The 24,165-nt window shown below is 52.4% G+C and carries 24 protein-coding genes; 9 read left to right on the top strand and 15 right to left on the bottom strand.

Features of this window, described 5'->3' with window-relative positions:
* Window positions 1-76 precede the first annotated feature (76 nt).
* Window positions 77-910: a sterol desaturase family protein gene (locus tag IE073_RS07585; protein WP_189583491.1), complete on the top strand. Its 834-nt coding sequence runs from the start codon at window positions 77-79 to the stop codon at window positions 908-910.
* Between the two features lie 3 nt (window positions 911-913).
* Here the strand turns inward: IE073_RS07585 and IE073_RS07580 are convergent, their stop codons facing one another.
* Both IE073_RS07580 and IE073_RS07575 read right to left on the bottom strand, forming a co-directional pair.
* Entirely contained in the window at window positions 914-1,351 is a 438-nt protein-coding gene (locus IE073_RS07580; RefSeq protein WP_189583488.1) for a DUF2147 domain-containing protein, read from the bottom strand.
* Window positions 1,348-2,637, bottom strand: a complete 1,290-nt coding sequence (locus tag IE073_RS07575; protein WP_189583485.1) for a lytic murein transglycosylase — start codon at window positions 2,635-2,637, stop codon at window positions 1,348-1,350. Before IE073_RS07575 ends, IE073_RS07580 begins: the two co-directional genes overlap by 4 nt.
* A 207-nt stretch (window positions 2,638-2,844) precedes the next feature.
* On the opposite strand from IE073_RS07575, the gene ykgO reads away from it, so the two are divergent.
* Together ykgO and IE073_RS07565 are read left to right on the top strand one after the other, a co-directional pair.
* Window positions 2,845-2,970 carry a type B 50S ribosomal protein L36 gene (ykgO, locus tag IE073_RS07570; protein ID WP_189583482.1) on the top strand — a complete coding sequence of 42 codons (126 nt, stop codon included), beginning with the start codon at window positions 2,845-2,847 and terminating at the stop codon, window positions 2,968-2,970.
* A gap of 89 nt (window positions 2,971-3,059) precedes the next feature.
* The gene (locus IE073_RS07565; RefSeq protein ID WP_189583480.1) at window positions 3,060-3,872 is read left to right on the top strand and encodes a tetratricopeptide repeat protein; all 813 of its coding nucleotides are present in this window, start codon (window positions 3,060-3,062) and stop codon (window positions 3,870-3,872) included.
* A gap of 931 nt (window positions 3,873-4,803) precedes the next feature.
* Here IE073_RS07565 and IE073_RS07560 read toward each other — a convergent pair.
* From IE073_RS07560 to IE073_RS07550, 3 genes are all read right to left on the bottom strand, one after another.
* Window positions 4,804-5,337: a hypothetical protein gene (locus IE073_RS07560; protein WP_189583478.1), complete on the bottom strand. Its 534-nt coding sequence runs from the start codon at window positions 5,335-5,337 to the stop codon at window positions 4,804-4,806.
* 150 nt (window positions 5,338-5,487) lie between these two features.
* The gene (locus tag IE073_RS07555; RefSeq protein ID WP_189583476.1) at window positions 5,488-6,645 is read right to left on the bottom strand and encodes a dipeptidase; all 1,158 of its coding nucleotides are present in this window, start codon (window positions 6,643-6,645) and stop codon (window positions 5,488-5,490) included.
* A complete protein-coding gene (locus IE073_RS07550) occupies window positions 6,642-7,262 on the bottom strand; it encodes a trimeric intracellular cation channel family protein (RefSeq protein WP_189583474.1) in 621 nt (206 codons plus the stop codon). The genes IE073_RS07555 and IE073_RS07550 overlap by 4 nt, the downstream gene beginning before the upstream one ends.
* 79 nt (window positions 7,263-7,341) lie before the next feature.
* Between IE073_RS07550 and IE073_RS07545 the strand changes: the two genes are divergently transcribed.
* Window positions 7,342-7,893, top strand: a complete 552-nt coding sequence (locus IE073_RS07545; protein ID WP_189583472.1) for a cysteine hydrolase family protein — start codon at window positions 7,342-7,344, stop codon at window positions 7,891-7,893.
* Here the strand turns inward: IE073_RS07545 and IE073_RS07540 are convergent.
* The 4 genes from IE073_RS07540 to IE073_RS07525 form a co-directional block, all read right to left on the bottom strand.
* On the bottom strand, window positions 7,890-8,939 hold the full coding sequence (locus IE073_RS07540) for a Rieske 2Fe-2S domain-containing protein (protein WP_189583470.1): 1,050 nt from the start codon (window positions 8,937-8,939) through the stop codon (window positions 7,890-7,892). The genes IE073_RS07545 and IE073_RS07540 overlap by 4 nt on opposite strands.
* An 8-nt stretch (window positions 8,940-8,947) precedes the next feature.
* Window positions 8,948-9,913 carry a tRNA glutamyl-Q(34) synthetase GluQRS gene (gluQRS, locus tag IE073_RS07535; protein ID WP_189583466.1) on the bottom strand — a complete coding sequence of 322 codons (966 nt, stop codon included), beginning with the start codon at window positions 9,911-9,913 and terminating at the stop codon, window positions 8,948-8,950.
* Window positions 9,900-10,301, bottom strand: a complete 402-nt coding sequence (locus tag IE073_RS07530) for a PH domain-containing protein (protein ID WP_189583463.1) — start codon at window positions 10,299-10,301, stop codon at window positions 9,900-9,902. Before IE073_RS07530 ends, gluQRS begins: the two co-directional genes overlap by 14 nt.
* Window positions 10,302-10,432: 131 nt before the next feature.
* Complete coding sequence (locus tag IE073_RS07525; protein ID WP_189583460.1) at window positions 10,433-11,965, bottom strand: helicase HerA-like domain-containing protein; 1,533 nt, start codon at window positions 11,963-11,965, stop codon at window positions 10,433-10,435.
* A gap of 87 nt (window positions 11,966-12,052) precedes the next feature.
* On the opposite strand from IE073_RS07525, the gene IE073_RS07520 reads away from it, so the two are divergent.
* The gene (locus tag IE073_RS07520) at window positions 12,053-13,150 is read left to right on the top strand and encodes an AI-2E family transporter (protein WP_189583456.1); all 1,098 of its coding nucleotides are present in this window, start codon (window positions 12,053-12,055) and stop codon (window positions 13,148-13,150) included.
* Between the two features lie 11 nt (window positions 13,151-13,161).
* Here the strand turns inward: IE073_RS07520 and IE073_RS07515 are convergent, their stop codons facing one another.
* Complete coding sequence (locus tag IE073_RS07515; protein WP_189583453.1) at window positions 13,162-14,283, bottom strand: phosphatase PAP2 family protein; 1,122 nt, start codon at window positions 14,281-14,283, stop codon at window positions 13,162-13,164.
* 126 nt (window positions 14,284-14,409) lie between these two features.
* Here IE073_RS07515 and IE073_RS07510 point away from each other — a divergent pair, with 126 nt between their 5' ends.
* Together IE073_RS07510 and IE073_RS07505 are read left to right on the top strand one after the other, a co-directional pair.
* Window positions 14,410-15,105, top strand: a complete 696-nt coding sequence (locus IE073_RS07510; RefSeq protein WP_189583450.1) for a DUF1223 domain-containing protein — start codon at window positions 14,410-14,412, stop codon at window positions 15,103-15,105.
* A 363-nt stretch (window positions 15,106-15,468) separates the two neighbouring features.
* Window positions 15,469-15,819 (top strand): DUF2794 domain-containing protein, encoded by a 351-nt coding sequence (locus IE073_RS07505; protein ID WP_189583448.1) that lies wholly within the window; start codon window positions 15,469-15,471, stop codon window positions 15,817-15,819.
* 4 nt (window positions 15,820-15,823) lie between these two features.
* Here the strand turns inward: IE073_RS07505 and IE073_RS07500 are convergent, their stop codons facing one another.
* The 3 genes from IE073_RS07500 to IE073_RS07490 all read right to left on the bottom strand — a co-directional run bounded on the left by IE073_RS07500 (window position 15,824) and on the right by IE073_RS07490 (window position 19,471).
* Window positions 15,824-16,819, bottom strand: a complete 996-nt coding sequence (locus tag IE073_RS07500) for an esterase-like activity of phytase family protein (RefSeq protein WP_189583445.1) — start codon at window positions 16,817-16,819, stop codon at window positions 15,824-15,826.
* Window position 16,820: 1 nt separating this feature from the next.
* Window positions 16,821-18,809, bottom strand: a complete 1,989-nt coding sequence (locus IE073_RS07495; protein ID WP_189583441.1) for a cation:proton antiporter — start codon at window positions 18,807-18,809, stop codon at window positions 16,821-16,823.
* A 101-nt stretch (window positions 18,810-18,910) separates the two neighbouring features.
* Window positions 18,911-19,471, bottom strand: coding sequence for a hypothetical protein (locus IE073_RS07490; RefSeq protein WP_189583437.1), 561 nt, complete (start codon window positions 19,469-19,471; stop codon window positions 18,911-18,913).
* An 83-nt stretch (window positions 19,472-19,554) separates the two neighbouring features.
* On the opposite strand from IE073_RS07490, the gene IE073_RS07485 reads away from it, so the two are divergent.
* Complete coding sequence (locus IE073_RS07485; RefSeq protein ID WP_233349896.1) at window positions 19,555-20,151, top strand: hypothetical protein; 597 nt, start codon at window positions 19,555-19,557, stop codon at window positions 20,149-20,151.
* Here IE073_RS07485 and IE073_RS07480 read toward each other — a convergent pair.
* Window positions 20,148-21,011 (bottom strand): Rossmann-fold NAD(P)-binding domain-containing protein, encoded by an 864-nt coding sequence (locus tag IE073_RS07480; RefSeq protein WP_189583431.1) that lies wholly within the window; start codon window positions 21,009-21,011, stop codon window positions 20,148-20,150. The genes IE073_RS07485 and IE073_RS07480 overlap by 4 nt on opposite strands.
* 35 nt (window positions 21,012-21,046) lie before the next feature.
* Between IE073_RS07480 and IE073_RS07475 the strand changes: the two genes are divergently transcribed.
* A complete protein-coding gene (locus tag IE073_RS07475) occupies window positions 21,047-21,721 on the top strand; it encodes a tetratricopeptide repeat protein (protein ID WP_189583428.1) in 675 nt (224 codons plus the stop codon).
* A 9-nt stretch (window positions 21,722-21,730) separates the two neighbouring features.
* On the opposite strand, the gene IE073_RS07470 is transcribed toward IE073_RS07475, so the two are convergent.
* Entirely contained in the window at window positions 21,731-24,091 is a 2,361-nt protein-coding gene (locus tag IE073_RS07470; protein ID WP_189583425.1) for a DPP IV N-terminal domain-containing protein, read from the bottom strand.
* Window positions 24,092-24,165: the final 74 nt, after the last annotated feature.

Here is a 24,165-nt window from a genome sequence, read left to right as displayed (position 1 = left end):
GAAGAGGCTAAATCTGGCACGCTCCCCTTTAGACGGGGCGGCCGACCGAGCATCTCTGGGGAGAGGAACCACCACAATGAAACCTGAAATCATTGTCGTCTTATCAATATTCGTTGGATTTATTCTGCTTGAAGTCCTCTTCACGCGGTTTTTCCAAAAAGAGAAACAAGTCAAAGGAGACGGTTGGGTCGACACACTTTCGACCCTGATGCTGACCCTTATCACGCAGCCCTTTGTGGTCGCGTCAGGTTTTGCCTTGGGCGCGCTTCTCTTTCCGGGGCAAGCGGATGTTTTGAAAACTTGGCATTGGCTTCCAGTTCTGGGCCTCTTCCTCGTCTTTGACGATATGACCCAATATTGGTGGCATCGCATCACCCATGCGACGCCTTGGCTCTATAATCTTCATCGCCCGCATCATCAGGCAGAATATCTGTCCATTCGGATCGTTTATCGGAACAATATATTCTACTACTTCTTGATGCCGGGCCTCTGGTTCTCTGGCGTCTTAATTTATCTTGGCGGGGGCTGGGTTTATGCCTTCTATATCGTTGTGAAAATGACGGTAATCTATGGGGCGCATTCCGATATTCGATGGGACCGGGCGCTTTACAAAATCAAATGGTTGTCCCCCGTGATGTGGGTTGTGGAACGTACCATTTCCACATCTGCCACACATAGCGCCCATCACGGCAAACATGCGGCTGATGGCGTGACGCATTATAAAGGCAATTATGGGAATCTATTGTTCTTCTGGGACGTCCTTTTCGGGACAGCCAAAATTACACGTGAATATCCGCCTGAGTTCGGTGTCGAAAATCTACCTGAAACGAGCGTCGCAGAGCAATTGCTTTGGCCCGTCGTTCAGACAAAATGGTTCAGGAAAAAAGAAGAAATCGAAGTCGCAGAATAGAGGTTAGTCTAATTTGACTTCGGTCCAAATTTGTCCTTGGCAAATTGGACCGATACAGCCTTTGACTTCTAGCGATCCGTCGGCTTGGCGCTCAAGCTTGGATTTATACGACTTCCCGCTTTCGGCGTCATAAATTTTCCCGCTCGACCATTTGTCGGATTTTTCCTCAAAGCCCCAGAGCATCTTGGATCCTAACAAAGGTTTCTTTGCCAATTCGGGATCGGGGTTTTGATTATCCAGAAGGGCGCCTGCATCGGGCGCGACGACATGGACGAGCTTTCCGCAGGGCGTTCCATCGCCGCAATCGGTGATCTGTATAAGGGCCGTTCCGCCTCTGACCGTCCACAGGCCAAAGACGTCTTTGGGGTCGACCGTGGCTTCGGATGCGAAAGCGGATGACGAGAAAAGCGCGGTGACCGCGATGAAAATAAGCGGTCTCATTGGGCCATCAATCTCTGGAATAAGCGTTGTTCGATATAGCCGTCGGCAACCAAGCCATTGGCGGCTTGCCACGCACGGATGGCACGTCGGCTGTTGGGGCCAATTCGCCCATCAACGCCACCCGTTGAAAAGCCCAAATCAGTTAGCTTCTGTTGCATCGCCTTTTTATCTTCAAAGGAAATCGCGACGTCATCGCGCGGCCAATCCTGTTGGATGCCCGGTTTACGTTCCAGCGCATCTGCGAGGATGCTGATTCCCATGACATAGCTGGTGGAATTATTATAACGCCGGAGCACGTCGAAATTCTTGAACGTGAGGAATTTCGGTCCACGGGCGCCGCCTGGCGCAATAAGCTTCGCATCCAAAAATCCAGCGGACGCATTCCAGCGTTGTCCAGAAACTGGTTCGACGCCGATGGCGGTCCATTCATTGATCGTCTTTTTGCTGCCATCGGTGACAGAATAATCGAAATTGGCAGGCAACTTAACTTCGGTCATGACGGGCTCGCCTGTTCGCCAGCCCATGCGGGAGAGGTAATTGGCAGCGCTGCCCAGCGCGTCCCCTGGGTCGGTCCAAAGGTCTTTGTTCCCGTCGCTATAAAAATCGACAGCATAATCCCGGAAAGTCGTCGGAATGAATTGCGTCATTCCCATAGCTCCCGCCCAAGCCCCAACCAATTGTTCGCGTTGAACATCGCCAGAGGCCAAAAGATCTAACACCGCGAAAAGCTGTGTTTCGCCGAATTTCTGGCGACGCCCTTCAAAGGCAAATGTCGACAACGAATCGATGATGTCATGCCTGCCGAGAATACGACCATAGCTGGATTCCAACCCCCAGATTGCCGTCAAGACTTCGCGAGGGACACGGTAGCGGCTCTCAATCATGTCCAAAACGGGATCGGCCTCGGTCATCTTATCTTGGCCGCTCGAAATGCGCGCCTCACTGGCCGCATTATCGACATAGGACCAGACGGGCTTGGTAAACTCAGGCTGATTGGCGTCGCGTTCAAGCGCCAAAGGATTGATCTTGGCGGGCAGAATGATGGAGCGCACAAGCGCGGGGTCATAATTCTTGGCAATCGCACGCTCAATGAAGACCGTCTTCCAATTCGCGTAACGTTGGTCTTGCGTAAGCTCAATAGCTGGCGGGTCTCTGCGTTTCACAGGGTCAGATGCAGGCGTTTCGGCAGCCATTTCTGGTGTTGGAACCGGTTCCGCATCTGCGACGGGTGCATTCGCACATGAGGCCAAAAAGAGAGCCGTGGAGATGAGGAGTATATTTTTCATGGCTTTACCTTAACAAAACAGACCGCCTCCCGATAGACGTTAGAGTGTGACAATCCTGATAACATGGTTAAAGTGCGTTAGGATTTAGCACCTCCGTTCACGCGCCCGCGGCCACACATATCGCCCGCAGTTCTGGCGTTGACACCTTTGCGACTCCTCCGTATAGGCCGCGTTCAATTTAAAACCCTTTTGACGAAAGCCTTTGCCATGAAAGTTCGCAGCTCGCTGAAATCGCTAAAGGGCCGCCATCGTGATTGCCAAATCGTGCGTCGCAAGGGTCGTCTTTACGTGATCAACAAAACTGATCCTCGCTTTAAAGCCCGTCAAGGCTAAGCGATATTCATCAGACCCTTTATTGTCTGACTGAAAGTTTATAATGAGGCCTCTTGCCAGCGATGGCGAGGGGCCTCATTCTATTTAAGATGCGCATTCTTTTCACAGCCCTGTTTCTCGCTCTGCCGCTTGGCGCGATGGCGCAAGATGTGCCGTCCCAAGTTAGGCCTTCCCAAGACAGGCCAGCAGAAGACAGACCAATCCAAGACGGTCAGGATGACCGCTCTGCGATTATCCTCCCCGCACCCGATTCGCTGCCACCACCAGAGCCTTTGCCCGTTCCGCAAACGGACCCCCGCCAGCAACAGCTCGAACGCGCACCCGATACCCAACCCGATGTTCAAATCGACATTGCAGGAGAGGACATTGTCCCAGAGGCAATCGCGCCCGATTATTCGAAGCTTTCTCCGTCTGCTGAACGCACTGCGCGACTCGATGACCTATTCATCAAATTGGCAGAAACGGAAGACGAGCAAAGCGCAAATCTCGTTGCCGAAGAAATCTACGCGATCTGGACCGAGAGCGGCTCTGCCTCAGTGAACCTTCTCTTGCGTCGCGGATCTGACGCCGAGGCCAAAGGCCAACCCCAGCTCGCGCGGATTATGTATAATCACACCGTCGACCTCGCGCCCGAATTTGCCGAAGGCTGGGCGCGCTCGGCGCGTTTGGCGTTGACGCAAAAGAAGTATAATCGCGCCTTGAATGAAAGCCTCAAAACCCTCGCGTTAGAGCCGCGTCATTTCTACACGCTGTGGACAATGGGAAATGTGTTGGAAGTGTTGAACCGACCCGAAGAAGCGCTCGAAGCTTACCGCGAAGCCAATGCGCTCTATCCTGAACTGAAAGCCGTCAAAGACCGCCTCGCAGAACTGGATGCCGAGGTGAACGGCACTGCGTTTTAGGCAGAGCTCTGCCGCAGCAACAATACGCAGCCGTCCGAAAGACGTGCGACATCAGCTCCAAATGCAACATCCGACTAAGGATGATAGGGGAGTGTAGGCGCTGGCCTTATCAAACCTCGGAAGCTTTCGTTTCCTGTATCTCTTAGTTTCAGGTGTCGGAAAAACGGGATGTTCGCGTGGGTAGTCAGGCTCGGGCGGAAACCCAATAAAGTTATAGTTTTCGAGCCCAACTGACGTCTTTTGTCAGAAGAACCCCACGCGACGACGCCTTTTTCCAAGATTGGCCGAGCTACGCAGTCGAGGCGTAAACAGCTCACAATCCGCCACCCAGATTGACCGACATTACCCGATCTCTCCCAATGACAAGCGCNCAGCTCACAATCCGCCACCCAGATTGACCGACATTACCCGATCTCTCCCAATGACAAGCGCCGCTTCTTTCCGGTCCGTGCAATTCTGTTTTGCTTTAGGCAAATGAGTATCGAAAAATGGGCTAGCTTCGCCCAATCTTCGATTCCCAATAAACAGAACTGCACTTTGTCAATGTGCACATGACCGCCCGTTGAAAGAAGACCATCTTAAAATGCCACGCAAATGGGGGTGCGGGGATGCATGTCTTGAACTATTTTATACCGTTTTGAAAAAGCGTGACTTTCTCAGTCTGAGTCGGGCGTTAAGCGGGGAAAGAGTTTTGAAAAGACGGAATTCACCTCATCCCCTCCTTCGTCATTGCAAGGCTTGTCCTTGCAATCCACTCGTAACGACCTCTGGATGACAAGAACAAGTCTTGTGATGACGGGAAGAATAACAGAATTTTGAACTGCTCGGTTGTTAGTCGAGTGTCGCTAGTTGAACTCGCAGGCGATTTTAGGACGCTCAAGGGGTCCAATGTCATGAACCAATTATGTCGACAATTCCAACTTCGCAGAGGTCAATCAAAATCACTTGTATCAATATCGGGTCGAATGAGCCGCAAGTCATCAATAATTTCATGCCATCCGTTATGATATACAGTCCAAAATACGCTTTTACCTAATTTGTCTTTCAATTGTATGGTGTGATTGGCGTGGTACTTTGCCATCACAATGTCATTCCAGAAAATACTGTTCTTCTTTATGCTTACGCCAGATTTTGCACCACTTATGATTTCAGATGTCCAGCTTACAGACGTATCTATAAACTGTAGAAATGCTGTAAGTACAAGAAAGACAAGACCCATAATAGTAAAGCCAACCCCAGCTATAGGTTCCTCTGAAAACAAGTAAACGAACACTCCCAGAATAGTAAATGAAGCTCCGACTCCATAGATCAGCCAAAATAAAAATTTTGAGAGTTCAATATATTTTTCTCCGCTTTCCTGAAACTTAACTTTTGCCAGTTTTGACTTTCGGCCAAAGAATGCAGGAAACGCAGAAACAGTCGCGATGATTATTGCCGAAGTAAATACACTTGAGATTAACGCCATAAAGCACCTATTTAGAAACAGTGTAGTATATTTGTAAATTCTATAGTCGACAGAAAAACTAGTTTTACAGTCTTCTCTTATAAAGACCGAGCGGCCGTCTTTGGGCAGGTTAAGCCGCTAATCAATTTTCCACCAGCCGCCGGATGCTACTCACTCCTTCGGCAAATTCTCTTTGAAAAACCGCCTCGCATTTTCGCCCATGACCTTGCGGATGTTTTCCTTGTTCATGCCGCGACGCATGAGGGCGTCTGTGATGGCTGCGAGTTCGGATGTGTCGAGCGTGACCGTGACGGTGCCGTCATAATCAGACCCCAGCGCAACGGCGTCCGGCCCGAGCAACACAGCGGCGTCAATGATCGCGTCGGCAATCCCATCTGGCGTGATGTCACAAATCACGCCATCGAAATATCCAATCCCGATCAACCCGCCACGTGCTGCAATTTGCTGTAAAACATCATCGGGAAGATTGCGGTTTTTGGTTTTGGGACAGGAGGCTACGGTTCCGCCGTGACTGATGAAAATCGGGTCGGGCGTGAGCGCCAAGACGTCGCGGACTGTTTGTACGGAACTATGGGCAACATCGATGATGATGCCTTTTTCGCGCATTTCTAGAACGGCAACACGGCCAAAACCGCTAAGACCCGCTTGGCTGCGACCATGCAAAGACCCGCCCAATTCGTTATCGAAGAAATGATGGAGGCCCATGGCACGATAGCCTTCGCGGTATAGGCGGTGGATTTTCTCCAGATCGCCATGCAGCGGATGAGAGCCTTCCGTCAGAAGCAGCGCCAACACACGGTCGGTTTTATCCATATCGGCGGCCGTGCGAACGATATGAACTTCGCCTTTGCGTTCCAGTCTTTGTAAACGTTGGGCCTGATAGGCCGCGCGTTCGTAAAGCGAGTCCCACGTCCGCAATGGCCAAAATTGGGCTTGGACAAGCTGCGTGATTTGATCGGGCGCATTGGCATCATTGCCATCAAAATTTTGGCCCTTAGGCGATTTGGTGACCGCAGAGAAAATTTGAAACTCCACGCCGCCCTCGCGTAAACGTGGCAGATCCACATGGCCGCGGTCTTGGCGTTTAGCAGGATTGCGCCGCCACAACAGGCTGTCTGTGTGCAGATCGGCAATCCAAAGCTCATCATGCAGGGTTTGCGCCGCAGCGGACACGGGATAGGGATCATGCGGGATAACTGCATTCATCCGCGAGTCGATCTTTGGTCCCAAAATTTGGGTGAGATAAATAAATGCGGCCACGAAGAGGAGCGAGAACGCAATTGCGACCCATTTTAGAAAACGTTTCATTTCACGGAATCCTCTTTCGGGATGGGCAAGTTCCATCCAAAGTGTAGCGAGAGCGCCCGTACAATAAAGCAGATGGATGCGCCCAATGAAAGCGCGGCGAACTCGCCCCAGCCAAAGCTGCGCGCGGCCACAAATACCCCTGCGCCAATGATGGCGGCCGTGGCGTAAATATCTTTGCGCAAAAGAAGCGGTGTTTCATTGCAAACAACATCACGGATTAATCCGCCCGCCGTGGCCGTCATCGCGCCCATTAAAATACAAATGCCGGGACCGTAGCCAAGTGTGTAGGGCTTGGACGCGCCAACTACAGCGAAGAGCGCGAGGCCGCCCGCGTCAATCCATTTCAGACTGCGAATACGGGAGAGGCGATGGGGCGCGATAAAGGCCAAAATGCCCGCCAATGTCGGAATCCAAAGTATCTCGGGCTGGGTCAACCAAAAGACGGTTTGATCTAGCAAGATATCTCGCAACGTGCCGCCCCCGATTGCGGGCAAAAACGCAATGAGTATCACGCCGAGCAAATCAAATTTCTGACGTACGGCCATCAAGCCACCCGATAGGCCAAAGACGAACATGCCGAGGGCGTCAAAGCCAGAAAGAAAAAGTTCAGGGGTCATGGGTTTCCATATCGTCTAAATTTTGTGGCGTCCCGATTAAATCGCTTTGGCTTTGGGAAATGCGGCGATAGTGGAGGGCATGGATCACGCACTTCTTTTAATTGATTGGCAACTCGGGTTTGATGATGTGGCGCTGTGGGGCGGTGCGCGTAATAATCCCGACGCGGAAGGCAACGCGCTGAAACTTCTCATGGCGTGGCGCGCGGCAGGTCTGCCGATCTTCCACATCCGTCATGATAGTCAGTCCCCCGATAGTGCGTTGCGATTGGATAAGCCTAGTGGTGCTTTCAAGCCCGCGTTCGTTCCACGAGCTGGCGAGTTCGAGATCGTCAAACATGTGAATAGTAGTTTCATCGGAACGACGCTTGAAACCGATTTGCGAGAGCTTGGTGTCGGCAAATTGACCCTTGCTGGGCTGACGACGAACCACTGTGTGTCCACAACTGTGCGGATGGCGGGGAATTTAGGATTTGATGTGAATTTGGTCGGCGACGCCTGTGCGACATTTAATCGACGCGCGGCCGATGGAACGGTTTATCCCGCGCAGCTTGTCCACGATCTAAGCTTAGCCAATATTGATGGCGAGTTTTGCAAGGTTGTCAGTGTGGAGGCAGCGTTAGAGGCGATCTAACTTCGCCAACGCAGCGTGCAGGGCTTCACGGGGTGGACAAAAGGTTCGCCGGTCGCATTTGATTTCGCCCAGGCTTTTTTCAGCGCGTAATACCATTTGGCCTGAGTGTCGGCATCCTCGATCAACATCAGGCGCGGGTCATGTTTCAGGCCCTTTTGTTGTAGGTCAACCATATCCGAATCTTGCCGCAAAAATGTCCGCGCAAAGCCGCCCATCAACGGCGAGAGCAGTCGGAATGTCGGGTGATCGGTGAAAAACAACTGGCGAATTTCCGTGTGAGTTTCATCAATCGGGATGAGCGCCGTGTAGGATAAAACCTTGCGTTTGCCGATTGTGATTTCTTCGGTCCGAATAGCTGGCAAACGGAAGGTGATTTCCGTTACAGGTTTCCCGCCCAAGATTTTATAGGCGAATGAGTTCGAGGACGGTGAATGGGCCACCATGGCAAAGCCGCGTTCGCGCGGGGCGAAGTCCTTGGCTTTTTCATGCACGGACTTGGCCGAACGCCACCACCATTGACGATGGACATAGGGACCGTGGGCTGGGTCCATTAGGCCAATCACGGCGTGGTCAATATGGCAGCCTAATTTAACGCCATCATCTAAACTGGGTTTATCGCGCGGCAGATCGATTTGCGGCGGATCAATCTTGGGCGGGCGCGTATCTTTTGGATCAGACCGAAGATAGACCCAGATCAGCGGCCCTGCCTGGCGCACCTCATAGGTTCGCACAGAAATCCGTTCGACATCCATGTCTGAATCTTCGGGCAGGGCTGGGATGGATTTGCACTGCCCATCGCGCAGGCCAAAAGTCCAGCCGTGATAGGGGCATTCCACCGTGCCTGATTTCACACATCCTGCAGACAAAGGTGCAGCGCGATGCGGACAAATATCGCGAAGTGCGAAGACGGTATCGCCTTCGCGGGCCAACACAATCGGTTCGCCAGCAAGGCTAAAGGCTTTCACGCCATCGGGTTTGATATCACTGAGCAATCCAGCGAAATACCAGATGTCTTTGACAAAATGATTTGCGGCGTAAGCGTCCATAGGGGCCCCTATACTGCGCCCGCCGCGCCATTCAAGCCAAGAGACAGGCGATGAGACAAGACTTCGGCTGGGGTCGCGCCCCTTTCGCGCAGCGTTTGCAATGTCAAATCACGTGCAGATTTTGACAGCTTTCGCCCAGTGTCGTCGGTGATGAGGGGGTGATGATGATAGATTGGCGTATGCCAACCCATGAGGGTTTGAATCAGCACGTGCAGCGGCGTTTGGTCGATAAAATCTGCTCCACGCACGACATGGGTGACGCCTTGGATGTGGTCGTCATGCGTGACGGCGATATGATAACTGCATCCAATATCCCGCCGGGCAATGATGGGGTCAGGCCGGTCTGATGCCGCCCAATCCAAGAGGGACGGTCGCGCGTCGAGAGGGTTAAGTGCCATCAAATCGCCCGCATCCTTCAAATTCAAATAGGTAAGTGATTGATCACTTACGGTTTCCATCGCTCTGTCCAAATCTAGCCGAATTGTGAAAGGTAAGCTCGGCTTTGATTGGAGCGCTGCGGCCTGCAAGACACTTATGGTGACTAGGAAAGGATTTCTCCCTATCGAGTGAAGTGATTGCTCACTCCATCTTTCTAGGTCTTCACTTGAAAATTCAGGCGGATTGTTCCGATGGGTAAGGTGACCCGCTTTCAATTCGCTGCGGGTCAGTGTGCAGGGGTAAGCCAGGCCCTTATTCATCAAATCGCCGACCACGGCGGCGTAGTCCGCAAAATGCGCACTCTGGACTCGCGCAGGCTTTGGCCAATCATAGCCTAACCACGTCAAATCCTCATAAATCCCGTCCGTGAAGGCGGGGCGGCATCGCGTGTGATCAATATCCTCAATCCGCAGCAGCGCTGTCCCGTCATGCGTTTCCGCAAAGTCGAATACTGCGCTCGCAGCGCTCGCATGCCCAATATGCAACCGCCCCGTCGGGGAGGGTGCAAAGCGTGTTATGATCTCACGTGAGTTCATATGGCTTTTCTGCCTCTATGAACAAGTTTCGAACTTCGGCTGCCCCATATCCGTAGGGCCAAAAGGGAAGCGGTGAGGTGTTTTGAGTATGTAACCGTGTTCCAAGAATCCAATGGGTTTGGACAGACTTGATATCCGTCCATTCAAATACTGTCCAACCTTGTATCCCTCGTAACTCAACATGTGTGCCGTTAACCCGCACTCGCGTCCATGCAATCACGTAGCCTGCATAAGCAAAGAGAATTATAAAAGGTGGACCCAGCAAGAGAAAGAAGGTTCGATCGTCGCCTATGCCGCGCGCCGCGTTGAAGACCAGACCATTGAGCCCGATAACACCTAGCAGACAGAATGCCGCCATCGCCCAAGACATAAGACCAGGTTTTATCATGATCTTACCTTTATAATCGGGACTTGCTGGGCGGTAGGATAATCGCGCGTAGAGACTCCAAAGGAGCATCATCCCAAGGCCTATCCCTAGACCAAAAATGAGTACTTTGATGTCCAACTGATTACGTAACCCTATCGCCGCATCATCCCGCCCAGCAATCCGCGCAGCGCGTTGCGGCCCGCACGACGGAGCATCAGGCGGCCTTCGCGTTTTAATTCGCGCACAATGAGCGAGTCTTTTTTGCGACCGCGGGTTCGGGACCGAGAGCGGGAGGATGACGAGGAGCGTTTTTCCCGCTCTTTGCGTTTCTGTTCTGCCGCTTCTTCTTTGGCTTCTTTTTCCTCGGCCTCGCGTTCGGCCTTTTCTCGCTTCTCCGCTTTTTGTTCGAGATGCTCATAGGCGCTCTCGCGATCGACCATCTCTGTATATTTGTCCTTGAGCGGGGAGGCCGCGATGATGGCTTTGCGTTCAGGGTCTGTGGCGGGCCCAAGGCGGGAAGCTGGCGGACGGATCATCGTGCGACCCACAACGCTTGGCACGCCTTTGAGGTCGAGCGTCGAGACGAGCGCTTCACCAACGCCGAGATCCGTGATGACCTCTTCCGTGTCAAAAGCGGGATTTTCACGAAATGAACTCGCGGCGGCGCGGATGCTTTTTTGCTCTTTCGGCGTATAAGCGCGCAACGCATGTTGAATGCGATTGCCGAGCTGACCCAAAACGGAGTCGGGAATGTCGGCGGGGTTTTGCGTGACGAAATAAATCCCAACACCTTTGGAGCGGATCAATCGCGCGACTTGTTCAATTTTATCGATGAGCGCCTTTGGCGCGCCATCAAAGAGAAGATGGGCTTCGTCAAAGAAGAATATCATTTTCGGTTTGTCAGGGTTGCCGACCTCTGGAAGTTCTTCGAAGAGTTCAGAAAGCAGCCACAGCAAGAATGTCGAATAGAGATCAGGCGAATTTATCAATTCATCCGCAGCAAGGATGTTGACCACACCGCGTCCATTCTCATCCACCCGCATCAAATCTTCCAGCTCAAGCGCGGGTTCTGCAAAAAACTCTTCTGCCCCGGCGCGCTCTAATTTGAGTAGCTGACGTTGGATTGCGGCGACGGATTGGCTGGTGACATTTCCATATTCGCGGCTGATCTCGGCTTTATTATCGCTGATGAAGTTCAAGAGCGCGCGCAGATCCTTCATATCCAGCAGCAGCATCCCTTCATCATCGGCCAGCTCAAAGGCGATTGTGAGGATGCCTTCCTGTGTCTCGTTCAAGCCCATGAGACGTGACAAAAGCGTTGGCCCCATTTCCGAAATGGTTGTCCGTACGGGATGCCCATTTTTGCCGTAAAGGTCCCAAAATGTTGTCGGCATGGCTTCATAATCATATTCGCTCAAACCAATTTTCATGGCGCGCTGAAGCAATTTATCATGCAGCTTATGATCCACTGATCCCGCTTGGCTGACACCAGAAAGGTCGCCTTTTACGTCTGCGGCAAAGACGGGTACGCCAGCCTTGGAAAAACCCTCACACAGGATTTGAAGGGTCACCGTTTTACCCGTGCCTGTCGCACCCGCAATCAATCCATGGCGGTTGGCGAGCGGTAGCAGAAGATGATGCTTTTTGTCTTCATCATCGGTGCCGAGAAAAATACCGTTTTTCATCGTGGGACCTTCTTTCAATTTCGTGGATTTTGTTATGGGGTCGCGGCGTTCAATGCAATATAAGGAAGGAAAGTCGACTGAGGGAATATGATGATTACGACGACAGATACGACAATTCGGGCGACCTTATTGTTTTTGGCGGGTATGGCGCTGATTGGCTTGCTTTACACCACGCGCGATTTACTTGCGCCATTTGCCCTCGCGATTTTCGTCTGGTTGATTATTGATGCATTCGCGCAATGGATGGACGGTCTGTCACCGAAATTCCCCTATTGGTTGGCTCTGTCCATCGCGGTTTTAACGGTGGTTGCCCTCATGTTCGGGTTTACATTTGTTATCGTGGACACTGTCGGCGATGTGATCCGCGAATCCCCGAAATATGAAAAACGTCTCGGAGAGATTTTCGCCTATATCGCCGACAAAACAGGTCAGGAAAGTATGACTTGGGAGTCTATGGACGAAAACTTTAAACTTACCGATAAAATCACAGGTGGCCTTGGGGCTTTCGCTGCGACAGTTCAGGGCGTTGTGTCGGAATTCTTCCTTATCGCGCTTTACGTCGTGTTTTTGTTTGCGGCGCAGTCAACGTTTCCAAAGAAAATGGACGACCTATTTCCGAACGAAAAACGCCGCGGGCAAGCCGCAAAAGTTGGGGCGCGTATTCGGATATCAATTGAAAAATATCTGTCTGTTCAGACGATCATTTCCCTGATGCAAACGGTCATCTCTTATATCGGCATGACGGCTCTGGGCTTGGACAATGCGCTCTTCTGGGCGTTGGTTATCTTCGTTCTGAACTATATCCCGATTGTGGGTGGTTTGGCCGCCGTCGCCTTCCCCGTCATTTTCGCTCTGGTGCAATTTGACAGTCTGGGGCGGGTGGCCATTCTGGCGGGCGTATTATTTGGCGCTCAATTCGTCATCGGAAATACCATCCAGCCCAAGATGATGGGTGACAGTATGAACCTCTCGGCCTTAGTCGTGATCCTCGCGCTCTCTGTTTGGAGCGCGCTTTGGGGCGGGGTTGGGGCGTTTTTGTCTGCGCCGCTAACCGTGATCATCATGATTATTTTGGCACAATTTCCGACAACGCGTTGGATCGCAGTCTTGCTCTCTGCAGACGGGAACCCCGATATGGACGGTGATGGTATACCTGACGTGCCCGCGCCGACGCCATCGCTCTAGATATTTAGGCCTTATATATATTTGAGGATGCGGCCTGCGCCCCACCAGCAGGCCCACGCGATCAGAATGCCAGCGTAGCCATCGATGGCGTAATGCCAAGCGAGGTGGACTGAGCCGATCAAAATACACAGCGAGAATAGGGTCATCAACCATCCCGTAAAGCGGTTGATCCGAAAGCCAGCAAAGACGAACAGCGCTGCCGTGGCGTTGTGAATACTTGGCATCGCCGAAATCCCCTCTGGACCGCCAATACCGGGGGTTAAATAAGACGCCCGCAGCATATTTTGCGTATCGATAGCCCAAAGAGAATTTGTGGCGTCTAAGGCCAGCAGCTTCGCCATTTGCGCATCAAACGGATTATTGGTGGGATCAACCATGTCGTAAAAGGCTGGGCCCATGGAGGACCAAAGCGTTGCTAGAAATAAACCGCCAATGACCCAGCAGAGCATGAAGGCTAGTGTAAATTGACGTCCCCATTCGGCTTTCACGGGCATGGTATTTGCGGCTTTGGACGTCTCGGGTTTCGCCCAAGCGGCCATGACCCAGAACACGAAAATGATGTAGAACCAGAAATTATAGATAAAATTGATTGTGCGCGTCCCTGTCTCTGACCCAAAAATGGGGTCGAGCAAGCGCCAAGGATCTTGCCCAAAGTGCAGGGCCCGATCCAATTCCATGAACGCCACATCCCAGCTATAGGGATTTACGAAATGGATAAGCGGCTTGAGTTCAGAAAATCCACCAATTCCCAAGATCATCGCCGCGATAACAACAAGGATATTAGTTAAACGCGACATGTCCAAAAACCAGCCACGGAATTTGGTCAGCAGCGCCTGAAGTGGGCTTTCGGATTTTTCAAAAAGAACCACCTTCAAAACGGCAATGACCAAAGCGGCCCCACCCAAAACAGGCAGGATGTCCCGAAAGATCACAGTGAGATAATATCCAGTCCCGCCGCCTGTCGTGCGTCCAAAATATAGGTTCAGGACCTTTGCTAAGACCCATGTGAAAGCGGCGACGATTAATAGGGCACGATGGTCACGCAGGCTCTGGCCCAAGTGACGCGCGAAGTTTCCCGCCCAGCGCATTGGCTTTTTATCATCAGGCGTTGGGATCGTAGCGGAGTAAGACATGCCGAGGTGTTATCAGGAAACAGTCAAACTCTGGTTAAAGCCGTTTGGGGATTATATCCGACTACTCACCACACTGTGATGAAAGCGTTTGGTGTCTGTTCAGATATCGCGCGCTAAGAGGTGCTTATGACACATCCAACGCGCAATTTTTCAGCTCTCTCTTTGCCGGTGCTTCTCGCTGCCTTTGCCGCAACACCCGCCGTCGCAGGTGAAACTGCGGCCAACCCCACGCATGTGGTAGAGCTGTTCACCTCTCAGGGATGCTCCTCTTGCCCACCGGCCAACCGGTTCGTCACCAAACTTGCGGAAGATGCGAACACGCTCGTTTTGTCTTACGGTGTAACTTATTGGGACTATCTGGGTTGGACAGATACGTTTGGAGACCCAAAATTTACGATCCGCCAGAAAGATTATCGCGACGCCTTTGGTGCCGCTAACGTCTACACGCCGCAGATCGTGTTGGGCGGGTCTGCGCATAGTCCAAAATATTCAAAACGAGATGTGGCTGATATGGCATTGCCGACGGAAGGCGTGGGATTGCGTAGCTACGTGGAAGGGGATTCGGTTTGCTTCACGCATGATGCGAATAATCCGATCAAATTTGATATCGTGACATTTGTGCCAGGCGAACAAACCGTAAAAGTCGAGCGCGGAGAAAATGGTGGCCGTGTCATGAAGTTGACAAATGTGGTGACGGAAGTTGAGGAATGGACGTTAGACCGCGACCCTTGCTTCTTACCGCAACCAAATAAGGGTTATGCCGCGTTGATCCATGACGCTGTGTCGGCCCGCATATTAGACGCAGCTGTGGCGGTGAAGTAATAGGCCTTAAATTGACGACGGCCCAGATTCGTATCGCGGGGCTGAACGCGATAAGAACCAAGGCCGCTCTGATGAAGTCACCCCTAGGGATAGGGACCCCTCATCATGTCAACGTGGGAACGTTGTAAGGTGTCGCAGAAAAAACCAGACTTGACGTTTCGGGGGCTGGGGGGCTGATAAATAACCGACCCGCTTCCTCTGTCTCATCCTGCGACTACTCATTGGTAGGGGCGCTTTGGGGTCAAATATGGTCCCAATTGTGTCCTAAATGTGGCAGGTCGTTACAATACGGATAGGTCTTGGTCATCCCCACTGGTTCAGGCCGCCGCTTGCCAGATCACCTGTTGTGCCTATGATGGTTATATGAGCGAAGTCGTCCCCTTTCCATCCAGTTCCAGTTCGCCGCAAAAAGCGCCGTCGCAAGTCGCATTTGATCGCAAAGAGCTGTCGGCCATTCTCAACGTCTATGGACAGATGGTCAGTAAAGGAGACTGGAAAGATTACGCGATGGATTTTCTGCGGGATCGCGCGGTATTTTCGGTCTATCGTCGCGCCTCTGACCACGCGCTTTACCGTATCGAGAAGGTTCCAGCGTTACGCAAGAAACAGGGTCAATTCGCCGTGATTGCTCCGGGCGGATTGGTCTTGAAACGCGGGCATGATCTGCAGGCTGTGTTGAAAGTTTTCGACAAGGCCCGTTTTCGTAGCGTTTAATATTTTACGCGGGTGGTCCGACTTCAAACAAGTACAACAGCGTGCGTTGACGCCCTGAAAAATTATCATCTGAGATCAGATAAATCAGCGTTGCGTCGGAGCGATCAGAAACCACGGCGATACCCTCAAAATTGTCAACTTCCAAAGGCGGGGTCAGGCGAAATCTGATATTGGGGCCCGTCACAGTGTTACGGTTTCCGAGGTCTCGATCATAGGCGCGAAAGAGAAGATAACCTGCATCCGCGCCGACTAGTTTGAACCCGTCTTCCACCTCGACAAATTCAGCCTCCGTTCTGGCGATGCCATCGCTGTCGAAGGTCACGAGAGGGGCGCGTCCGTCGATAACGGTTTCATATCCTGCGCGCACGCGACCATCTGCGCCGAAATCTAGGGCTTCAGCGCCGTCATTGGCGGCGATACGCGCGCCGATCTTATCTTTTGGTAGACCTGCATAGGCCACACCTTTCGCGGCGACACCACACCGCCCGAAATCATAGGCCAAAATGCGGTGGTTCCGCTCAAAGGAAACATAAGCAAGCCCGTCGCGGTAAGCCAAACCTTCCGCATCGCCATCCGCTTTTCCTGTCAGAATTCTGCCCTCTGCATCGCGCAGCGGCATCATCGCCGCGTTCCCATCCGGCTTATTGTCTGCGAGTCCGATCGTGACCGCATATCCTTTGTCCGAAACCGCGAATAAATGGCCTGTATCTAAGATAGCGAGTCCTGAAAGACCGCCGAATTCAGGGTTTGTAGATGTTAAATGCCATCCGCCCTTAAACTTTACGTTTTCTGGAAGTGCGCTCCCTAATTCAGACGTCGTCCCTAACTTAACGCCGGTAACGGTGAGTGGGAGAGGAGACGCCTCATAACGGTCTGTATCGCTGTCACACGACAGAGTACGTAGCTGCGTCTCAGTCTGCGCATTGGCAACTGGGGCAGATGATTGGGGCGCGCAAGCGGCGAGAAGTATACCCGACCACATTGCGCCCCAATATTTCATGTTAAGCTGGAAGCGGTGCGGCAGGTCCAGCTAGGCCACTGCCACGTTTAGCCCCTTCACCGCGAGCCCCGTCCGTGTCTTTGGCAGGACAAAAGCTCAAAACCGATGCGCCCGCTGCGCGGAATTCTTGGCCCGGTTGAATGAACTCAAGGGTCCCGTCAGGTTTGCGTGCTAAGATCAGATCCAAATCATCGCCTCGATCTTTATACAAATCTTCAAGCGTATATTCGGGCGATAAATTTGTTGTCCGGAAGCGCCATCCGCCCCACCAGTCGCGTGTCAGCGCGTCAAAGCTTCGTCCTCGTGAGGTGAGCGTTCGGCCGCGCGATGTGAAGGCAATACCTTCTCCGCCGTCCTCGTCGCCTTCACGTGCGCCGACCTGGAAAACACGGTGACGTCCCAACTCAGGCGCGAATTCAACGCAGACGAGCGAGTTATACGCCTCATTCGGGGTGGCGGCGATCAAGATGTTGAAGCCGCTGTGATCCAAAGAGTAATCTGCGTTCTCCGAGAGCACTTCACCATAGAAAGTTTCGTGACCCTCAAGGCGTGCGCCGCGCAGGCGACGCCAGTTGGTATCGGCCACTGTCACCTTGATGTGCATCTCTTTGAGGGCCTTTGCGAGGCCGAGCGACCAAGGGTTGGCCCCGACGATCAAAACACCGTCTCCGTCGCCACTATCCAGTCCCAACATACGGGCAAGCGGACCGATAAAGAAGCCAGCGAATAAGACAGTCGCGAAGACCAAAGCAAACGCTAGGGGTACGAAAATCGCGCCATCATCCCGTCCTAAGGCTGTCATTTCAGCGGCGAACAAGCCCGCAACAGCCACCGCAACAATACCCCGTGGCGCGATGAGCGAGATCAAGAGGCTCTCTTTCCAAGACAGGCCAGACCACAAAGTTGACAGCATGACCGCCACTGGACGGACAACAAACATCATGGCCAGAACAAAGGCTGCAACGCCCCAATCTGAAACAAAAGCTTTCAAAATGGCGGGCGTCAAAGTCGCGGTCAGCATCACAAAGACGCCAGAGACCAAAATGATCGCGATGTTCTCTTTAAAACGACGCATCTCCACCATGGAGGCGAATTTCGTGTTGGCCATCGTCATGCCCAGCGCGGTTACGGCCAACAAGCCAGTTTCATCCGCCAGCGTATTCGCTAAGACATAGATGACGAGGACCCACGCGAGGACGACAGGGGCTTTCAAATATTCGGGTATGACGCCACGACGGAACGCCCATGCCATGCCGATGCCTGAGATGATTCCGACACCCGTACCCAAAATAGCCGCGAAGGCGATCTTCCCAAAGACCATGGCCATGCTGGCTTCCATCATCGTAATACGAATAAATTCGAATACGACGACGGCGAAAAGGGCACCTAGCGGATCATTGACGATGCCTTCCCATTTCAAGACGTTGGCTGGTTTTGACTGCAAATGGGCTTGCCGTAGTAGCGGCATGATAACCGTCGGGCCGGTCACAATAAACAATCCACCAACCATCGCTGCGAGGTCCCATTCTAGCCCTAGGATGTAATGGGCGGCGAGGGTGCCGAGGCCCCAAGCAATTGGTCCTGCTAAGATAACCATGCGGATAACGGCCTGTTTGGCGTCGCCCAAATCTTTGAATTTAAGGTTTAGCCCACCCTCAAATAAGATGATCGCCACAGCGATACCAATCATGGGACGATAAACGTCGCCAAAATCCACCTGTGGGTTGAGACGGAAATTCTCTAGGCCGTCATGCAGGAAGGTAGGAAGGGGTAGGCCCAAGATATACCCAACAAGTGGACCGAAGATGAGACCCGAAATTGCCATTAGAACAATTGCAGGACGTTGGAGCTTCCAAGCTAGCCATTGAGCGCCAATACCGAGTGCGCCGATAAGCGCGATTTTAAACGGAAGAACAGAGCCCTCATGATGGACGATGTCTCCGCCGCCCGCAAAAATCAGGTCGGCTAACATGGCTATCTCAAAAATCATATTTAACTCGTCATTCGGCGCGGACGTCGCCCGCCGGAAAAAATATACTTAGTAATTGGCTTAACTGATCTCGTCCGGCCAACCAAATTCAAATTGTTAGTTTATTCCGTTACGCGGTAGATATCGAAGCCAATTGCGGAGGTGCCATAGTCACCCTCGTCATACTGATCGACGCTGTCTTTGAAAAAGGAGAGAACGTGATTGTAGATTCGGTCGAAAAGTGGGGTCAGCTGCGATTCGTCTAACGGTAATTGTAGCCCCATCGCCCGCTCTTTCCCCACGGAAACCTTCATTTGATCGCCTTGCTTTTCACAGTGGATGACCAATCTCATGTAATCTTTATCTTGGGAAATACGGACCGCCAGCCCGAAGCTGATGGGTCTGAGGGGGAGGTAGCCTTTTCCAGAGACTGAGAAAGCGCCCGATTGGTAGTTTTGCGCTTCAAATGGACCTTCTGGTGGCACCAGATAGACACAAGGTTCATCCCCTTTGTTCAACCAAACACATAGGAGATCGCGCAGCGTCTCAGCAACTGAGCGAATTTGCGCGTAATTATCAAAGCTGCGGCGGCCATAAGTTTCTGCCGCATCCCATATATTAGAAAGGCGCGAATTCTCCACGGGCTTACTATGATGTTTCGTATGAAAAGGCGTTTCGGTCATAGAAGTCTTGTGGCGGGAAAAACGTTGAAGTCAATCATAGGGATGAGGCGAATTTTCAATAAAAACTTCTCCATATCGCACGCATGGCACATGATTTGTATCGCCTTCTCCACGATGTTTCATTCCGGGAGTGCGTCATGCGCGGATCAATTATAACGTTTACAGCCGTTGCGGCGATTGCCTTAAGCGGGTGTTCGCAAGTTTCAGGGTGGCTAAAGGGCGGTAAAAACGCGACCACGCAGCAGGCCGAGACGGATTTACGGACAACACCGACGCAATCTTATGCGTTTTCTAGCGGCGCCTATGACGTAGAGCTCTACGATACGACCGTCACTCAGACCAATTATTCGGGCTATGAAGTTGTTCTTTATACCAACCCGTCCTTGCAAATGAGCTCCTATGTTGTGACCGACCCACGGGACGCGGGGTTTGTGAAACTCAATGGCCCCTCAGAGAATTCAGATTGGCGCAATTGCGAAGCCCAGTCGAACGGATATCTCTATATTTCAGAATATGATTTTAGTCTTCAGCCTGAATTCGAAGTCTGTATGCGGAACAAGGGATATGTGCTGACGACTGAAGCGGGTGCTTATGCTGTAAATCCAATTAGTGCGAAAACTGCTGGACTGCGGGGATACTCCCAACCGTCCTTCTCTCCGTCTTCCTACGGCTACCCTTAGGTCGTCGTCTCAGTTTTTAAGATGGCTTCGAGTCCGTCGCGGTAACTTATATATTGCGGGGTCCAGCCTAATTCGCGGCGGGCCCTATCGGCATTAATGCGTTTGCACTCGGCGTAAAAGCTACGCGCCATTTTGGATACATCTGCATGATTAACGTCCACGCGCGGCGGTGGCGCCTGTTTCAGCAATCCTGCGGCATAGTCTAGGGCGTCTTGGGGCGGGGCAGGGTGCCCATCTGCCAGATTATATATAATCTGCGGGTTTGGTGTTTTCAGACTAAGATGAATTGCACTGATGATATCATCGACATGGATACGATTGACGACATGGCCCTCCTTGATCACGGCGCGGGCTGTACCTTCGCGGAGTTTGTCAAATGGTGCGCGTCCTGGTCCATAAATCCCGGCCAATCTGAAAATGTGAACGGGCCAAAGTGTTTCTACCCATGCCACCTCCGCCTCTGCGCGCGCGCGACCTCTTTCCAGGCTGGGTGTCGGCGCTTCGCCCTCAAAGGCCCAGCGGCCCTTGCGATCGCCATATACTGAGGTTGCCGATAAATATCCCACCCAATTTGCGGATGGGGTTAAATGCGCCAAGGCGTCAAGCGCCGGGTCATTACCATCTCTCATTGGCGGAATAGATGTTAAGATCATATCTGCGTTGACGAACGCCGTTTTCAGAGCCTCTGAGGCGGGCCCGTGAAAGGGTAGGCAGGTCACGTTGCGGAGGGGGGTCTCCCCTGAACGGGTCGTGACGGTGACGTCCCATCCGCGCTGGACCAGGTCTGGCGCAATGCGGCGGGCCACATATCCCGCACCCAAAAGCAGCGCAGATTGAGGCTTCTTAATGTGACGGCTCATTGTCGGTTCAGTTTCCTACGTTTATGCGTCGCCTCATGACACGTCTTCTTACCCATGTCGCGATCCTCTGCGCGCTTAGTACACCGAGTCTTGCTGCGGACTTAACAACCCAGTTTGATGCGCGACACAAGGCTTGCTTGGAATCTATCGCCGATGATGCGCAGGACGCTTACGAGCTTGGGCTACAGTGGCGGGATGAAGGCGGTGGCCGTCGCGCAAAACACTGCGTTGCAATGGCGCTATTTGCGCTAGGCCACGAAGATGAGGCCGCTTACCGGTTAGATGCATTGGCGTCTGGCGCCGATGGCGGGACCAATGAAACCCGCGTCAAACATTACGCAGAGGCTGCAAATTTTTGGCTGGCGGCCGAAGATGCCGAACGCGCCTACGCCTCTGCCACGGCAGGCCTAAAGCTTAAATATGATCATTTAGATTTACGTATCACGCGAGCGCGGGCTTATGCCATGTCGGGTCGCTATGATTATGCCGAAACTGATTTATCCTCCGTTTTGGCTCTCGACGCTGATCGCGCAGATGCCTTGCGTTACCGTGCGGATGCTCGCTTCCATCAAGACGACATTAAGGGAGCCCAGGCTGATGTGGAGGCTGCGCTTGATCTCGACCCCACGTCTGTGGAAACTGCTCTGCTACGTGGGGAAATTCGGGAGTTCGTTCGGTTGAAAGCTCTCGAGGCTCCAGATGAAGAATAACCCGCGTAATTAATTGCTAGACCCTTCTTGAGGCGCAAGTGTCTCGCTAAAGAACTCCAAAATTTGCCGATCTCGATGGATACGGTTTTCGGTTTGTCGGAACCCGTGTTTCTCGCCAGGGTATGTTTGAATCCGTAAATTATGCATATTCTTTTTCTGCATGGCATCCATCAATTTGATTGAATGTCGGAAGACCACGTTGTCATCTGCCATGCCGTGAATCAGGAGCACAGGTTCCGTCAATCCATCGATATATTTAAAGACGCTACCGTTTTCATAAGCCCCTTGGGTATAATTTTCAGAGCCAGGCGTTGGAACGCCGAGATATCGTTCCGTATAGGCCGTGTCATAGAGCGACCAATCCGTGACAGGTGCGCCAGAAACACCAGACGTGTAGAGGTCTGTTTGCGCGAGCATATGTAGGGTCATATATCCGCCATAGGACCATCCATATACGCCCATTTTTTCGGGATCGACGAAGGGCTGATTGGCTAACCACTGGGCGCCAACGGTTTGGTCTTCGACCTCGGTCTGGCCCATCGCGCGATACAGATGATCTTCGAAATCTTTTCCACGATTGGTTGCGCCGCGATTATCCAGCATGAAAACGACAAAGCCGTGGTGGGCTAGCATGTTGGCGAGCTGCTTCCGATTAAAGCCTCGACGCACACGCTGCACGCCCGGTCCGCCATAAACGATCGTCACCGCAGGGCGTTTCTCGCCCGCCTTCAAATCTGTTGGCTTGAACAGCATGTAATCCATTTTTGTGCCATCAGCCGCATCAAGCTGGCCATATTCTGGATTGATATGCGCGTCGAGATAAGGGGCGTAGGGATGATTTTCGTCCAGTGTATTTTCATTCAACCAAGCCAATGGTGTACCATCAGACTGAAAGGCCCGCAGCGTTGAGGGTCTATCATCATTCGTAAACGAGCCTAAATAACGGGAGCAATCATTGTTGAAACGTGCGCTGTGCTGGCCATCACCCTCTGTAATTTGCTCGACGTTTTGACCGCTTTCTTCCGATTGTGTGACCTTAAAAATGTGGTTTGATACGGGCGTTTCTGTCCAGCCGCTCACGAACAATGCGTCGTCCGTGCGGCAAAGTAGAGTGTTGGCGTTCAAGTTTTCGGGCGTCAGCGGGCGAATTTCACCTTCGGCATCTACGTTGAAAATCTGACGAAAATTATTGCGCTGTGCTGACCAAATCATGCCGCCGTCGGATGTTGGCTGCATTGAAGGACCAATGTTCAACCATGTGGAGGATGTCTCGTCGTAGAAAGGCGTTTTTTCTCCCGTCTGGGAATCGATCTTATAGATGCGATGCAATTTATGATCACGTGCCAACACGCCGACGAAAACTGTGCGATTGTCAGGGGCCCAGGCCACGCGGGTCAGGTAAATGTCGTCGCCCAAATCTCCATCATCATCTAGCGCCACCCAGCGGGTCTTCCCGCCGCGTGTTGAGACAAAACCAAGTTTAACTGTCGCGTTATCCGTACCGGCAAAGGGATAGCGTTGCGCAATGTTGGCGACACCATCAACACCGAAATCAAGACGGTTTTCAATCTCAATCGCGCTCTCATCAATTTGTGTATAGGCGATCATTTTCGCATCACCCGACATCCAATAACCCGTATCTCGGTCGAGTTCTTCCTGCACAACAAAGCTGGCCGTCGCGTTTCTAAGGGTCTCCGTCGCCCCGTCGGAGAGTTGGCGCTCTAGTCCTGTGCCTAGATCTTTGACGTAAAGCTCATTTCCACGGACATAGGCGACTTTGCTTCCGTCGCGGCTGACTTTAGGGTCTGTCTCAAACCCTTTCGTGGCCGTGACTTGGCGACTTTCCTTGGTCTCCAAATCATAGAGGTAAATATCGCCCCCTAATGGGAAAAGCAGAAGGCTTTCGCCAACCCAGCTATAGGACACGATGCCCTTGCCATATTCTCTGGCACGTTCGCGGCGGTTCTTTTCTCCTTCTGAAAGGACTTCTGGCCCCTCAAGTAAATCTGTCGAACTGACGAGCAAGCGGCCTTCGCCCGTTTCCAGATCATAGGCCCAAAGGTCTTGTTGCGCTGCGTCGTCTTCGCGCCCTTGCAGGACGGTGACGAACTGCCCGTTGGGGGCAATTTGCACACCAGATAATGTGGGTCCGCTCAAAGATGGCGAGCTGTTGATCCGTTCCGGCGTTAATCCGCCTGAAACCGGCGTCTTGCGAATATAGTTTTTAGGGCGCTGCTCCGCCTCAACCGCTTGTTGGGATTGCTCAACAGCTTCTTGCAGCGTTGCGCTCGGTTTTTCGGAGTTTTGACACCCCGCAAGAGAGAGCGGCAAGGCAGCGGAGAGAAGCAGGGAGGGGAGCCAATTTTTCATATGTCATATCTGCCCCTGCCGCCGCTGAAGTTCAAGCGATGTCTGGCCCTGCATCTGACTCTTTGAGGGGCCAT

Source organism: Litorimonas cladophorae (assembly GCF_014652455.1).
Taxonomy (GTDB): Bacteria; Pseudomonadota; Alphaproteobacteria; order Caulobacterales; family Maricaulaceae; genus Litorimonas; species Litorimonas cladophorae.
This window is presented reverse-complemented; position numbering and strand designations above follow the sequence as displayed.